Origin of the sequence: Pseudotenacibaculum haliotis, from assembly GCF_042684245.1 — a bacterium.
Taxonomy (GTDB): domain Bacteria; phylum Bacteroidota; class Bacteroidia; order Flavobacteriales; family Flavobacteriaceae; genus Polaribacter; species Polaribacter haliotis_A.
Window position 1 is genome coordinate 443245 of sequence record NZ_JBHULH010000004.1, and the last position, 14038, is coordinate 457282.

The following is a 14038-nucleotide window of genomic DNA, read 5'->3' on the forward strand; positions in this document are numbered from 1 at the left end:
TTAAATTTTTCCGTGATACTTTCTTGTAAACCATTCAACAGCCAATAAACCAACAATTAAGAACATGATCCATTTCCAATCTATGATAGATTCTTTTCTTTGTATTGATCTTTGTACTGTTACGTATTGATTGTTCTCTATAAGATCATTGATCAATGTTTGTCCTTGGTCTCCGTAATACATCTTCCCATTGGTTTTATCTGCCAAACGAGCTAGTTTTTGATGATCTGCATTTGTAAATTGCTCTTCTACACTGTATTCGCTTACTCTAAAAGTTCCTTTTCTATTGATATTCTGACCTTCTACACGAACTGTATAATCGTATTCTCCGGATTCTAAACCTTCTATTTCTAACTGATAAGAGTTGTTAGCCAAAGAGAATGGATAAGATTTACTCTCATTGGTTTCTTTGTTAACCGCAGTAAAAATAAGCGTAGCTCTGTCGTCAAACTCAAAATTGTTGTTTACGTAGAATGCTCCTACTTTAATCAGGGAATTTGCATTGTAGATACTTTCAATATCAACGGCCAAACGGTCTCTTACTTTTTTGGAGGATGCATACTGAATGATATTTCCTATAAATTCATCAAAGCTCTCAAAAGAATTGGTGTTTAAAAAACTAGAAGACCTCCATCTCCATATTCCTTCTCCCAATAAAAACACTTTCTTATGATTGTTCTCATCTGCTGTAGCTAACATAGGCTCTTTAGAAGAAAAACCATTAATACTCTGATACAGCAAAGTCTGATGAGGAATGTTAATAAGAGTTTCACCAAACTTGTCTTTTAAAGGAGGAAAATTATTAAAATCGATATCTTTTTGTGAAAAGATCAGATATCCGGCATTAAAATTAGCTCCATAATCTTCAGATTGATCTATGCTATTCTTTCTGATTCCTATAGCTTCGCTGTTGATCAATTGCCAGTCTGTTTTTGATCCGGAAATAAGAAAGAAGTTGATTTTTTTGTCTTTTATCTGCTTGAATGCATCCTTAAACTGAAAGTTTGGCTGATACAGTATAACCAATTGAAAATCATCAATTTTAAAATCTTTAGAATCTATTAATTCAATAGTTGCTTTTCTCTGTTGATCTCTTTCTATCGACTTTTTTAAGGTACCCAAGTCTGGGTGGTACATAGAGCTCAAAATAAGAATTTGACTTTGTTTATCTATCACTTCTACAGAGAAACTCTTACTATTGTTATTTCTATTCTTTTCGCCTTCAATAAAACTTACTCTTGCCTTGTAGAAATTAACACCTTCTCTCTCTGATTTTATATTGGTTCTAATCGTTTCTGTATTCTTATCTGCTGTCAGGCGAACTTGCTTTCTATAAATAACTTTTCCTCTGTGTTCTATAGTAAAATTTGCTCTTACAGATTGATTTCCTTCATATAGAACTATTGCTTCTACCGGAAACTGATTATTGATAAAGCTATATCTGTTTACGTTCAATTGAGAAATACGTATATCGTCATATTTTAATGTATCACCAATTGCTACAGGGAATACCGTCTTTTTTGTATTCACATACTCATAGTCGTTCCCTAGAGTTTGATTTCCATCCGACATTAGTATTACAGCATCGTTCTTTCCTTTATTTAGATCTTCTATGTTTACTAAAGCTTCAGAAATATTGGTTTGATCTTCATCAAAGCTCAAACTATCATTAAAAGCAAATTGCTCTCCAAAAGAATAAAAGCTTACATCAAACTTCTTTTGTAGACGGTCATTGTTCTTTATACTATTGATTAGTTGATTGACGAGGCTGTCTTGTTTAAAAAATTGAGTAGATCTAGAGTTATCTACTAAGACAGACAAAGCCGGTTTCTGATTGATAAAACTCTTTTTGTCTATACTAGGATTGATTAAAAGTAATAGCAACAAGAAAATGACCATTGATCTTAAAGCAAACAGTAATAGTGTAATATTACCAACGCGTTTTGCTTTAAAATAATATTGAAAATAGGCAATGGCTATGCTTATAACAAAGGCCAATACAATAAATATAATAGTGGACGTCTCCAAGTAGTATTATTTAAGCGAAAGATAAAAAGAAGTATTCTAAAAAAGAAAAACCTAGAACTGAAATCAGTCTAGGTTTTTATGAAATTATGTTAATCTTTTCTTAAGTCAACATTCCACCGTCAACACTTAATGTTTGTCCGGTGATGTAGCTACTCATGTCAGAAGCTAAGAATACGCAAGCATTGGCAATGTCTTCCGGAGTTCCTCCTCTTTTTAAAGGAATGGCATCTCTCCAGCTTTGTACTACAGCTTCGTCTAACTTTCCGGTCATTTCAGTTTCAATAAAACCGGGAGCAATTACGTTGCTTCTAATGTTTCTTGATCCTAATTCTAATGCAACAGACTTAGAAAAACCTAAGATTCCTGCTTTGGAAGCTGCATAATTAGCTTGTCCTGCATTTCCTTTTAAACCAACAACAGAACTCATGTTAATAATAGACCCACCACGTTGTTTCATCATTGGTCTGATTACTGCTTTTGTTAAGTTGAATACTGATTTCAAGTTCACTTCGATTACTTTATCAAAATCATCTTCAGAGATTCTCATCAATAAGTTATCCTTTGTGATTCCTGCATTGTTTACCAAAACATCAATAGAACCAAACTCTTCTAAAACACTTTTTGCTAATTCTTGTGCTGTATCAAATTCTGCAGCATTGGATTGATATCCTTTGGCTTTGATTCCTAAAGCATTTAATTCAGATTCTAAAGCGTTTGCTGCATCTACAGATGAATTGTAGGTAAAAGCTACATTAGCTCCTTGTTTTGCAAACTCAATAGCAATACCGCGCCCAATACCTCTTGTAGCTCCGGTAATAATTGCTGTTTTATTTTCTAATAATTTCATGTAGTCGTTGATTATTATGGGCCAAATATACTAAAACATATTTGTAGAAATAAAAAACTCGTAAGGCATTTATACCTTACGAGTTTAACAGTTTTATTATAAGATATTTTTCTTCTTATTTAGACAGAACACTAGCAATTGTTTCTCCAATCTTAGCCGGTGATTCAACTACGTGAATTCCATTCTCTGCTAAGATCTTCATTTTAGCTTGTGCAGTATCGTCAGCTCCACCTACAATAGCTCCTGCGTGCCCCATTGTTCTTCCTGCCGGTGCTGTTTGCCCTGCGATAAATCCTACAACTGGCTTTCTGTTACCATCTGCTTTGATCCATTTTGCAGCTTCTGCTTCTAATTGACCTCCGATTTCACCAATCATAACGATTGCTTCAGTCTCATCATCATTCATCAAAAGTTCAACAGCTTCTTTTGTTGTAGTTCCAATAATTGGATCTCCACCAATACCAATTGCAGTAGTGATTCCAAATCCTTGCTTTACAACCTGATCTGCAGCTTCGTACGTTAATGTACCTGATTTAGAAACGATTCCTACTTTTCCTTTTTTGAAGATAAAACCTGGCATGATACCTACTTTTGCTTCTTCCGGTGTAATTACTCCAGGACAGTTTGGCCCTACAAGTGTACAGTCTTTATCTTCCAAGTATGCTTTTACTTTTGTCATATCAGCAGTTGGAATTCCTTCAGTGATACAAATAATCACTTTGATTCCTGCATCTGCAGACTCCATAATCGCATCAGCAGCAAATGCCGGTGGTACGAAAATGATAGAAGTATCAGCTCCTACTTTATCTACAGATTCTTTTACTGTATTAAAAACAGGTTTTCCAAGGTGCTCCTGCCCTCCTTTACCTGGTGTAACACCACCAACTACGTTTGTTCCGTAGTCGATCATTTGACCTGCGTGAAATGTACCTTCGCTTCCTGTAAAACCTTGTACAATAATTTTTGAATCTTTATTTACTAAAACACTCATAGTTTGTTTTTAATTTCTGAATAATCAGTTGCAAAAATAATTTATTGTGAGCATCAAAAAAAGAAAATTACGCTTTCTTTTCTTCTTTCATCAATCTCTTTAAATGTGCTAGTTCTTTAAGCTTATCTCTAGATTCGGAAATAGGCGTTCCGAAGTAAGTTTTCCCTCCTGCTACAGACTTGGTAACTCCCGTTTGTCCTAAGATTACCGCACCTTTACCAATAGTAATACCACTATTCGTTCCTACTTGTCCCCATAGGGTAACTTCATCTTCTATAACAACACATCCTGCAATTCCTGTTTGAGAAGCAATCAAGCACTTTTTACCAATAACAGTATCATGCCCCACATGAACTTGATTATCGATTTTTGTTCCTTCTCCAATGGTTGTATCTCCGGTAACTCCTCTATCTATTGTACAAGAAGCTCCCAAATGAACTTTGTCTTCTAAAACAACTCTTCCTCCTGAGATCAATTGGTCAAAACCTTCCGGTCTGTTCTTGTAGTAAAATGCATCTGCGCCTAAAACGGTATTTGCATGTATTACTACATTATCTCCAATAATTGTATTATCATAAATTGTCACATTCGGATGAATTAAACAATTTTTCCCAATTACCGCATTGTTTCCTATAAATACATTAGGCTGAATAACTGTTCCTTCACCTATTACTGCTGATTCTGCAATGCTGTCTTTGGAACTGATAAAAGGATTGAAGTGTTTTGTGATCTTATTAAAGTCACGGAAAGGATCGTCTGAAATAAGTAAGGACTTTCCTTCCGGGCATGCTACTTCTTTATTGATAAGTATGGTAGTTGCAGCAGAATTTAAAGCCTTGTCATAGTATTTTGGGTGATCTACAAAAACAATATCTCCGGGTTCTACTACATGTATTTCATTGATACCAGTGATAGCAAAATTAGAATCTCCTACATAATCTGCTGCAATCAGTGTTGCAATCTCTTCTAGTGTTTGCGCTTTTTTAAACTTCATTCACACTACTTTTTTTGTCCGTATATGATCACTCTGGCAAAGAGAACATATAAAAATGGTATTTTGGATAGTACTACGTCTATTGAATATCCTATTCTGTTTAAGAAGTTTCCGTAGTTTTTATCTCCAAAGATCTTTAATGATAAAAACCCAAAAACAACACTCACAAAATCGAAGAACTCATGCTTGAAGGTAAACTTCTTTCTAATAATTTTAAAGTCGGCTCCTACCAAAGCATGCTCATCCGGAGTTCTCTCTTTTGGATTCATTTTCCTGTAGATCTTATATACAGGATTCATGTTTAAAGGCTCTAGAAAAAGAATATAGCCTCCCGGTTTTAAAACACGATATACATGATTTAATGTTTTCTCGATATCCAAGTGATGAAGAATTGCTCCTCCATAGACTACATCAAAACTTTCATCTTCAAAGGTTAGTTCATTAGCATCCATCAAATGAAAATCGATCTCAAAAGGAAGGTCTTTAGCATTGTTGATCCCTTTGTCTAACTCAGCTTGAGAGATATTGATGCAGGTTACTTTCTTAGGAGTTACTTTTCCTTTGATCCAGTTGAGCCATTCGTGAGATCCTAGTTCCAGAACACTTTTATCTGCAAAAGTTTTCTTGATCAATTTATCTAAGATTCTTTCCTGTCTTTTATATGAAAAATGAAAAGCGTGTCTTCTTAACCTCTTAATCTTAGAGCGTTCGAGTTTATTTTCATCCCAGTATTCACGCTCAGTCTGATTGATTTTTTCGAGGGTCTTAGACATGATTTCTTTTATTCTTTAATTCTTTCCGAGTAAGTACCTTTTTCTGTTTCTACCTTGATCTTATCTCCTTCGTTGATAAATAAAGGAACATTGATTCTAGCACCTGTTTCTACCGTAGCCGGTTTTGTAGCGTTGGTTGCTGTATTTCCTTTTACTCCCGGTTCTGTATGAGTTACTTCTAAGATCACATGAGAAGGCATTTCTACTGATAAAGGCAACCCATCTTCTGTGTTGATCAAAACAGTTACCACTTCTCCTTCTTTCATAAGGTCTGGAGCGTCTAATGTACCTTTTTGTAAAGATATTTGATTGTAATCATCCGTATTCATAAAGTGGTATGTTTCCCCTTCATTGTATAAATACTGGAATTTATGAGTTTCTACTCTTACATCTTCAATTTTGTGTCCGGCAGAAAATGTATTATCAATCACTTTTCCTGAAGTTACACTCTTTAACTTGGTTCTTACAAACGCAGGTCCTTTCCCGGGCTTTACGTGTAAGAATTCAATAATTTTGTAGATATCGTGATTGTATTTGATACACAATCCTTTTTTAATGTCTGATGTAGTTGCCATAATTTAATTTTTGATTAACCTCCCCAATATCCTTTCATAATTCCACGCTGAGAATTACGGATGAATAATAAGATCTCATCTCTTTCTGAAGTAGCCTCCATCTCAGCTTCGATCTTTTCCATTGCTTGGGTATTGTTATAATTTTTTTGATATAGTATTCTGTATATGTTTTGAATCTCCCTGATCTTCTCTGTACTAAAACCTCTACGTCTTAATCCAATAGAGTTGATACCTACATAAGAAAGAGGTTCTTTTGCTGCCTTGGTATAAGGCGGAACATCTTTTCTAACAAGAGCTCCTCCGGAAACCATAGCATGATCACCAATATGAATAAATTGATGTACAGCTGCTAAACCTCCGATAATTGCATAGTTTCCGATAGTTACGTGACCTGCCAATGCTACTCCGTTTACTACAATAGCATTATCTCCAATAATACAATCGTGAGCAATGTGTGCAGTAGCCATGATGAGAACATTCTTTCCAATTCGAGTTTCACCTAATGCATTGGTTCCTCTGTTGATCGTTACACATTCACGGATTGTTGTATTGTCTCCAATAACTGCTAATGAATCTTCTCCTTCGAATTTAAGATCTTGGGGAATTGCTGAAATAACAGCTCCAGGGAAGATTCTACAGTTCTTTCCAATTCTGGCTCCTTCCATGATCGTTACGTTGGATCCAATCCAAGTTCCTGAACCGATCTCTACATTTGCGTGAATGGTTGTAAAAGGTTCAATTACTACGTTTCTAGCAATTTTTGCTTGCGGATGTACGTATGCTAAGGGTTGATTCATGAGTCTTTTCTTTTAGATATCTGCGCCATCAATTCTGCTTCTACCACTAATTTGTTGTTTGCATAACCATAGGCTTGCATGTGAGCAATTCCTCTTCTGATCGGAGTTAATAACTCACATTTAAAAATTAACGTATCTCCAGGCAACACTTTTTGCTTGAATTTAACATTATCGATCTTCATAAAATACGTTAGGTAATTCTCAGGATCCGGAACTGTGCTTAAAACTAAAATTCCACCACATTGTGCCATAGCTTCTACTTGAAGTACTCCAGGCATAACAGGTGCTCCAGGGAAGTGACCAACGAAGAAATCTTCGTTCATGGTAACGTTTTTCATCCCTACCACATGCTTGTCTGTTAGCTCAAGAATACGATCTACCAATAAGAACGGTGGTCTGTGTGGAAGTATATCCATAATTTGATGAATGTCCATTAAAGGGGCTTCACTCAAATCAAATTGTGGAACGTTGTTTCTCTTTTCAGTTTTGATGATCTTTGCCAATTTCTTAGCAAATTGAGTGTTGATTAAATGCCCTGGCTTGTTTGCAATAACTTTCCCTTTAATTCGGGTTCCTGTTAAAGCTAAATCTCCAACAACATCTAATAATTTATGTCTTGCGGCTTCATTTGCCCAATGTAGGTTTAGATTGTCTAAAATTCCATTAGGCTTTACCTTGATATTATCTTTCTTAAAGGCTTTCTTTAATTTTTGCATTGTTTCATCAGACAGTTCTTTGTCTACGTAAACAATTGCATTGTTTAAATCTCCTCCTTTGATAAGGTCATTCTCCAACAACATTTCTATTTCGTGCAAAAAGCTAAATGTTCTTGCTGCTGCAATTTCTTCTTTAAAGTCAGAGATTGTATTTAATGTAGCGTTTTGAGTTCCTAAGATTTTAGTTCCAAAATCTACCATTGTTGTTACCTGATATTCTTCAGAAGGCATTAAAATGATCTCACTTCCTGTTACATCATCTTTATAAGAGATAATCTCTTTAACAACATATTCTTCTATTTCTGCATCCAATTCTTTGATTCCTGCCTTTTCTAAAGCTTCTACAAAGAATTTAGAAGAACCATCCATAATAGGTGGCTCAGACGCATCAATTTCTATGATAAGGTTATCTATATCCAACCCTACAGCTGCTGCCAATACGTGTTCTGAGGTTTGAATCAAAACTCCATTTTTCTCCAAATTGGTTCCTCTTTGTGTATTAACTACGTATTCTGCTTTTGCTTCAATTGTAGGTTTTCCTTCAAGGTCTACTCTAACAAACGCAAATCCGTGGTTTTCAGGGGCTGGTTTAAATGTCAGCGCTACATTGTTACCAGTGTGCAATCCTACACCCGATAAGCTTACTTCATTTTGAATTGTCTTTTGTTTCTTACTCATTATTGACATTTTGAGTATTAACTTCTTTTTCTATTTTATTAATTGTTTCTACGATCTTAGGTAAGTTTCTGAAATACACATAAGATTTGTTGAATTCAGAATATCCAAAGGCAGGAGATCCTTGCACTACTTCATTATCCTTTAAACTCTTCGAAATTCCTGATTGGGCTTGAATTTTTAAGTTGTTTCCTAAATTCAAATGGCCGGAAATTCCTACTTGCCCTCCTATCATACAGTTTTCTCCAACTTTGGTTGAACCTGCTATTCCTGTTTGTGCAGCAATAACTGTATTCTTTCCAATTTCTACGTTGTGGGCAATCTGTATTTGATTATCTAACTTAACTCCTTTACGGATAATGGTAGATCCTAATGTTGCACGGTCTATGGTAGCTCCTGCTCCAATATCAACGTTATCTTCTATAATAACATTTCCTGTTTGAGGAACTTTATTAAACTCTCCTTTTTCATTAGGAGCAAATCCAAACCCGTCAGAACCTATGATAGTTCCTGAATGGATAATACAGTTATTTCCTATTTCTGTTTCTGAATATATTTTTACTCCGGCAAAAATGGTACAATCATCTCCAATAGTAACATTATCTCCAATATAAGTGTTGGGATAAATCTTTACATTGCTTCCAATCTGTACATTGTTTCCTACATATGAAAAGGCTCCAATGTATTCTCCTTCACCAATAACTGCCGTGTCAGAAATAAAATGAGGTTGTTCTCTTCCTTCTTTATTGTTTTTTACTTGGTTGTAAAATTCCAAAAGTTTTGAAAAAGCTTTGTAAGCATTCTCAACTTTAATCAAAGTAGTAGAAACTTCTTTTTCGAGTTCGAAATCTTTATTTACAATAGTTACAGAAGCTTGTGTCGTATATAAATACGAGTTGTATTTTGGATTGGATAAAAACGTTAATGATCCTTCCTTGCCTTCTTCAATCTTAGAAAGTTTGGAAACTTCAACATCAGGATTTCCAACAATATCTCCTTCTAAGATCTGAGCGATTTGTTTGGCTGTAAATTTCATCTGTGGCAAAAGTAAAAAAAAAGTTAAGACTAGGCTAATCTCATTTTCTTGGGATAGCAGATAAAATGCTTGGTTACCGGTTTAGATAATGCTTGTAAATTCAACTGATCTGAGGCCTTTGCTATATCTTTAAGCTTTCCTTTCTTATTAAGTATTTTAATAGGAAGATTTTTATTGTAGGCTTGATTAGAAATAACTCCGGTAAAGACAAAATAGGCTGCTTCATCTTTATTGATCGCAAAATCATCAACAACTTTATCTAAAATAGTTTCTTGATACTTTTTGGCAACTTTTTTATCTTGTATTTCTATTCTTAATAATTCTCTGTTTACAATCATAGACGCCAACCTAGACAAAACCTTGTCTGAGTGGTTTGCCCATTCTTTGATTGCCGATAGTAAATCGTAATCATCTAATTTTGAGAATTTTTCCAGAACACTATCATCAAAATTCTTTTCGTCGATCTTGTTATACAAGAAAAAACGCAAGGCACTACTACCAAACAACTCGACATTTTTATTTGCAAGCTCTTTAGCTCTCATTAAAACTTTCACTAGCATATGTTCAGCTACCAATCCTGTTTTGTGTAAGTATACCTGCCAATACATCAATCTTCTGGCAATCAAAAACTTTTCTACTGAATAGATTCCTTTCTTTTCAATAACCAATTCATCATTCACAATATTCATCATGGCAATCAATCTGTCAGAACTGATATTACCTTCTGCTACTCCAGTATAGAAACTATCTCTCTTTAAATAATCCAATCGATCAATATCTAATTGGCTGGAAATTAATTGGTGTAAAAATTTACGGTGGTATGTATCTGTGAAAACCTGTATTGCTAAATCTAGCTTTCCTTCAAATTTCTCATTCAGTTTGTGCATGAATTTTAATGATATTTCTTCATGCGTAATTCCATCAACAATACTATGTTCTAATGCATGAGAAAAAGCACCGTGACCGATATCATGTAAAAGAATGGCTATGCATAAAGCATTTTCTTCTTCATCTGAAATCTCAATTCCTTTTACTCTTAGTACTCGTACTGTCTTTTGCATTAGGTCCATGCAACCTACCGCATGATGAAATCTAGTATGGTTTGCTCCCGGATATACCAGGTTAGATAACCCCATTTGAGAAATCCTGCGAAGCCTTTGAAAATAAGGATGTTCTATAATATCAAAAATAAGGCTGTTAGGAATTCTTATAAACCCATAGATTGGGTCATTTAAGATCTTTAATTTGTTTGTTGAATTTTTCTTCAAACTGCTTTTTTAGGGTTAGCTATGCAAACTAAAAGTAAAAATAATACATTACCAAAGGTATACTCCCTTTATTAGGAATATTTTATCATTTTCTATGACCGATAACCATAACAATTAAATAATTTTAACGTTCTTAAATGAAATTTTCTTTTTTATGAATAAAATACAGATTCTTTGGGTTGATGATGAAATTGATTTATTAAAGCCACATATTCTTTTCCTACAACAAAAAAACTATGAAGTAACTACCTGTACCAATGGTACTGATGCTATTGATCTGGTTGAAGAAGAAAATTTTGACATTGTTTTTTTGGATGAAAACATGCCGGGGATTACAGGATTAGAAGCGCTTTCTGAGATCAAACAGAAAAGACCTAATCTTCCTGTTGTAATGATCACTAAGAGTGAAGAAGAGTATATTATGGAAGAGGCCATTGGAGCTAAGATATCTGATTATTTGATCAAACCGGTAAATCCAAATCAAATACTATTGAGTTTAAAAAAGAATTTAGATCATTCACGATTGGTTTCTGAGAAGACTACTTCGAGCTACCAACAGGAGTTTCGTAAGATCTCTATGGATTTGGCTATGGTAAATTCTTATGAAGAATGGATAGAGCTCTATAAAAAGCTAGTGCACTGGGAACTGGAGTTGGAAAACATCAACGATTCCGGTATGTTGGGAATTTTGGAAAGTCAGAAAGCAGAGGCTAATAATTTGTTTTTTAAGTTCATCAAAAAGAATTATCAAGATTGGTTAACTTCTGATGATAAGCCTACATTCTCTCATACTCTTTTCAAAGATTATGTAGTTCCTAACTTAAGCAATGATCAAGGATTGCTATGGATTGTAATTGACAACTTAAGATACGATCAGTACAGGGTTTTAGAGCCATTGATTAACAATCATTATAAGAAAGATGAAGAACATTCTTACTTAAGTATCTTGCCTACTGCTACACAATATGCCAGAAATGCAATGTTCTCAGGATTGATGCCTTCTGAAATGGAAAAACGTATGCCTAATTATTGGAAAAATGACACAGATGAAGGTGGAAAGAACATGTTTGAAAACGAGTTTTTAACCGATCAGATCAATCGATTGAGTCTTTCTATTAAACACGAATACTATAAGATCATTTCATTAAAAGATGGAAAAGATCTTGCTACAAATTATAACGGCACAAAGCAGAACGATCTAACGGTTATCGTTTACAATTTTGTAGACATGCTTTCGCATTCTAAAACAGAAATGGAAGTAATTAAAGAGTTGGCCGGAGATGACAAAGCTTATCGTTCTCTTACCTTGAGTTGGTTTAAGAACTCGCCATTGTACGAGATCATTCAAAAAGCACAACAATTAGGACAAAAATTGATCATTACTACCGATCACGGAACCATCAATTGTAAGCATCCTTCTAAGGTAATTGGCGATAAGAATATCAGTTCTAATTTACGTTATAAGACCGGAAGAAGCTTAAGTTATGAGAATAAGGATGTATTTGCGGTAAAGAATCCTAAGGATATCTTTTTACCAAGCATAACTTTTAACAGTCCGTTTATCTTTGCTAAAGAGGATTTGTTCTTTGCTTATCCTAACAATTACAACCACTTTGTAAAGTATTACCGAAACACTTATCAACATGGTGGAATTTCCTTGGAAGAAATGGTAATTCCTTGTTCTGTATATAGTCCTAAATAAACTTAGTTTTTTTAGCTTTGCAGCTATGGACAAGAATTATGCACTGGCAGACCTTAAGAATGTTGCCAAAGAGGTAATCTCAAACGCTCATCATAAGACTCTTTTGTTCTACGGAAAGATGGGAGTTGGTAAAACTACTTTGATCAAAGAGATTTGTAAAGAGCTGGGTATAAATGATGTAACCTCATCTCCTACTTTTTCTTTGGTTAATGAATATCATACCAACAATGGAGAAATTGTTTATCATTTCGATTTTTACAGAATAGAAGACGAAGAAGAAGCTTATGATATTGGTATTGAGGATTATTTCTATTCAGATGCATGGTGTTTGATAGAATGGCCGGAAAATATCCAAAATTTACTACCTTTAAAGTCAACTGAGATTCATTTATCACAATTAGATAATGAACAACGCAACATTCAACTAAAACAATCTTTATGAGTTCATTCTCACCTTTTAGTAAAGAGGAATTACTACCACAAGCAGAAATGCTTGAAATCAAGAAGCAAAAAGGAGAATTATTTATTGGTCTTCCCAAGGAGACTCATTTTGAAGAAAAACGAGTTTGTTTGACTCCTGATGCTGTAGCAGCACTTACAGCTCATGGTCACAGAATTGTTGTTGAAACAGGCGCAGGTGAAGGTTCTAACTATTCAGATAAAGAATATTCTGATGCCGGAGCCAAAGTTTCTTACGACCTAAAGGAAGCTTTTGCTTGTAATATTGTTTTAAAAGTTGAACCTCCTTCCCTCAAAGAAATAGAATTGATAAAACCGCAGAGTATTTTGATCTCTGCTCTGCAGTTAAAAACACAAAATAAAAAATACTTCGAGGCATTAGCAAAAAAACGAATTACTGCTGTAGCCTTTGATTATATCAAAGATGAGCACGGAGTATATCCTGTTGTAAAGTCTTTAAGTGAGATCGCCGGTACAGCCTCGGTTTTGATTGCTTCAGAATTAATGACTACCGTCCATAAGGGTAATGGTCTTCTGTTGGGTAATATTGGAGGTGTTCCTCCTACAGATGTTGTTATCTTAGGGGCTGGTACCGTAGGAGAATTTGCTGCCAAATCTGCCATTGGATTGGGGGCTAGAGTTAAAGTCTTTGACAACTCAATTACCAAATTAAGAAAATTACAACACTGTTTAAACTCCCCTATTTATACTTCAACTGTACAACCCAAAACCTTGGCAAAAGCACTAAGAAGATGTGATGTTGCCATTGGTGCTATTAGAGGTAAGAACCGTTCGCCTATCATAGTAACAGAAGGAATGGTTGAACAAATGAAGGAAGGTTCTATCATAGTAGATGTTTGTATAGATAGAGGCGGATGTTTTGAAACGTCAAAAGTTACAACACATTCAAAGCCTACTTTTGGAGCTCACGGAGTAATACACTATTGTGTTCCTAATATTCCTGCACGTTATGCAAGGACAGCTTCTTTTTCAATAAGCAATATTTTTACGCCTTATCTGTTAGATATAGCAGAAGAAGGTGGTTTTGAGAATGCAGCCAGATTTGATAAAAGCTTACGTAACGGTATGTATTTTTATCATGGTATTCTTACAAATAAAACAGTAGGTGAATGGTTTGATTTACCTTTTAGAGATATTAATTTGTTGATATTATAAC

Annotated in this window: 13 protein-coding genes; 3 read left to right on the plus strand and 10 right to left on the minus strand. The window is 34.6% G+C overall.

Annotation, left to right across the window (positions count from 1 at the left end; genetic code table 11):
- The 10 genes from ACFSRZ_RS10060 to ACFSRZ_RS10105 form a co-directional block, all read right to left on the minus strand.
- Positions 1–2028, minus strand: coding sequence for a VWA domain-containing protein (locus ACFSRZ_RS10060; RefSeq protein ID WP_379666425.1), 2028 nt, complete (start codon positions 2026–2028; stop codon positions 1–3).
- Between the two features lie 100 nt (positions 2029–2128).
- A complete protein-coding gene (fabG, locus tag ACFSRZ_RS10065) occupies positions 2129–2875 on the minus strand; it encodes a 3-oxoacyl-[acyl-carrier-protein] reductase (RefSeq protein ID WP_379666426.1) in 747 nt (248 codons plus the stop codon).
- 115 nt (positions 2876–2990) lie between these two features.
- A complete protein-coding gene (gene sucD / locus ACFSRZ_RS10070) occupies positions 2991–3866 on the minus strand; it encodes a succinate--CoA ligase subunit alpha (RefSeq protein WP_379666427.1) in 876 nt (291 codons plus the stop codon).
- 67 nt (positions 3867–3933) lie between these two features.
- Positions 3934–4860: a UDP-3-O-(3-hydroxymyristoyl)glucosamine N-acyltransferase gene (locus ACFSRZ_RS10075; RefSeq protein ID WP_379666428.1), complete on the minus strand. Its 927-nt coding sequence runs from the start codon at positions 4858–4860 to the stop codon at positions 3934–3936.
- Positions 4861–4865: 5 nt separating this feature from the next.
- Positions 4866–5633, minus strand: coding sequence for a class I SAM-dependent methyltransferase (locus tag ACFSRZ_RS10080; protein ID WP_379666429.1), 768 nt, complete (start codon positions 5631–5633; stop codon positions 4866–4868).
- An 8-nt stretch (positions 5634–5641) separates the two neighbouring features.
- Positions 5642–6208: an elongation factor P gene (gene efp / locus ACFSRZ_RS10085; protein WP_379666430.1), complete on the minus strand. Its 567-nt coding sequence runs from the start codon at positions 6206–6208 to the stop codon at positions 5642–5644.
- A gap of 14 nt (positions 6209–6222) precedes the next feature.
- Complete coding sequence (gene lpxA, locus ACFSRZ_RS10090; RefSeq protein WP_379666431.1) at positions 6223–7005, minus strand: acyl-ACP--UDP-N-acetylglucosamine O-acyltransferase; 783 nt, start codon at positions 7003–7005, stop codon at positions 6223–6225.
- On the minus strand, positions 7002–8399 hold the full coding sequence (locus ACFSRZ_RS10095; RefSeq protein WP_379666432.1) for a bifunctional UDP-3-O-[3-hydroxymyristoyl] N-acetylglucosamine deacetylase/3-hydroxyacyl-ACP dehydratase: 1398 nt from the start codon (positions 8397–8399) through the stop codon (positions 7002–7004). Before ACFSRZ_RS10095 ends, lpxA begins: the two co-directional genes overlap by 4 nt.
- Positions 8392–9432 (minus strand): UDP-3-O-(3-hydroxymyristoyl)glucosamine N-acyltransferase, encoded by a 1041-nt coding sequence (lpxD, locus tag ACFSRZ_RS10100; RefSeq protein WP_379666433.1) that lies wholly within the window; start codon positions 9430–9432, stop codon positions 8392–8394. The genes ACFSRZ_RS10095 and lpxD overlap by 8 nt, the downstream gene beginning before the upstream one ends.
- Before the next feature lie 29 nt (positions 9433–9461).
- Positions 9462–10700: an HD domain-containing protein gene (locus ACFSRZ_RS10105; protein WP_379666434.1), complete on the minus strand. Its 1239-nt coding sequence runs from the start codon at positions 10698–10700 to the stop codon at positions 9462–9464.
- Between the two features lie 154 nt (positions 10701–10854).
- Between ACFSRZ_RS10105 and porX the strand changes: the two genes are divergently transcribed.
- Genes porX through ACFSRZ_RS10120 form a run of 3 tightly spaced genes read left to right on the plus strand, consistent with a single transcriptional unit; the run spans position 10855 to position 14037 of the window.
- Positions 10855–12402: a T9SS response regulator signal transducer PorX gene (gene porX / locus ACFSRZ_RS10110; protein WP_379666435.1), complete on the plus strand. Its 1548-nt coding sequence runs from the start codon at positions 10855–10857 to the stop codon at positions 12400–12402.
- A gap of 25 nt (positions 12403–12427) precedes the next feature.
- Positions 12428–12844 carry a tRNA (adenosine(37)-N6)-threonylcarbamoyltransferase complex ATPase subunit type 1 TsaE gene (gene tsaE, locus ACFSRZ_RS10115; protein ID WP_379666436.1) on the plus strand — a complete coding sequence of 139 codons (417 nt, stop codon included), beginning with the start codon at positions 12428–12430 and terminating at the stop codon, positions 12842–12844.
- Positions 12841–14037: an alanine dehydrogenase gene (locus ACFSRZ_RS10120; protein WP_379666437.1), complete on the plus strand. Its 1197-nt coding sequence runs from the start codon at positions 12841–12843 to the stop codon at positions 14035–14037. The genes tsaE and ACFSRZ_RS10120 overlap by 4 nt, the downstream gene beginning before the upstream one ends.
- Position 14038 lies beyond the last annotated feature (1 nt).

Excerpts from the sequence above, each read along its gene's own strand:
- porX (WP_379666435.1), top strand. The coding sequence starts at position 10,855 with ATGAATAAAATACAGATTCTTTGGGTTGATGATGAAATTGATTTATTA.
- ACFSRZ_RS10080 (WP_379666429.1), bottom strand. The coding sequence starts at position 5,633 with ATGTCTAAGACCCTCGAAAAAATCAATCAGACTGAGCGTGAATACTGG.
- ACFSRZ_RS10075 (WP_379666428.1), bottom strand. The coding sequence starts at position 4,860 with ATGAAGTTTAAAAAAGCGCAAACACTAGAAGAGATTGCAACACTGATT.
- lpxA (WP_379666431.1), bottom strand. The coding sequence starts at position 7,005 with ATGAATCAACCCTTAGCATACGTACATCCGCAAGCAAAAATTGCTAGA.
- ACFSRZ_RS10120 (WP_379666437.1), top strand. The coding sequence starts at position 12,841 with ATGAGTTCATTCTCACCTTTTAGTAAAGAGGAATTACTACCACAAGCA.
- fabG (WP_379666426.1), bottom strand. The coding sequence starts at position 2,875 with ATGAAATTATTAGAAAATAAAACAGCAATTATTACCGGAGCTACAAGA.
- ACFSRZ_RS10095 (WP_379666432.1), bottom strand. The coding sequence starts at position 8,399 with ATGAGTAAGAAACAAAAGACAATTCAAAATGAAGTAAGCTTATCGGGT.
- efp (WP_379666430.1), bottom strand. The coding sequence starts at position 6,208 with ATGGCAACTACATCAGACATTAAAAAAGGATTGTGTATCAAATACAAT.
- tsaE (WP_379666436.1), top strand. The coding sequence starts at position 12,428 with ATGGACAAGAATTATGCACTGGCAGACCTTAAGAATGTTGCCAAAGAG.
- lpxD (WP_379666433.1), bottom strand. The coding sequence starts at position 9,432 with ATGAAATTTACAGCCAAACAAATCGCTCAGATCTTAGAAGGAGATATT.
- sucD (WP_379666427.1), bottom strand. The coding sequence starts at position 3,866 with ATGAGTGTTTTAGTAAATAAAGATTCAAAAATTATTGTACAAGGTTTT.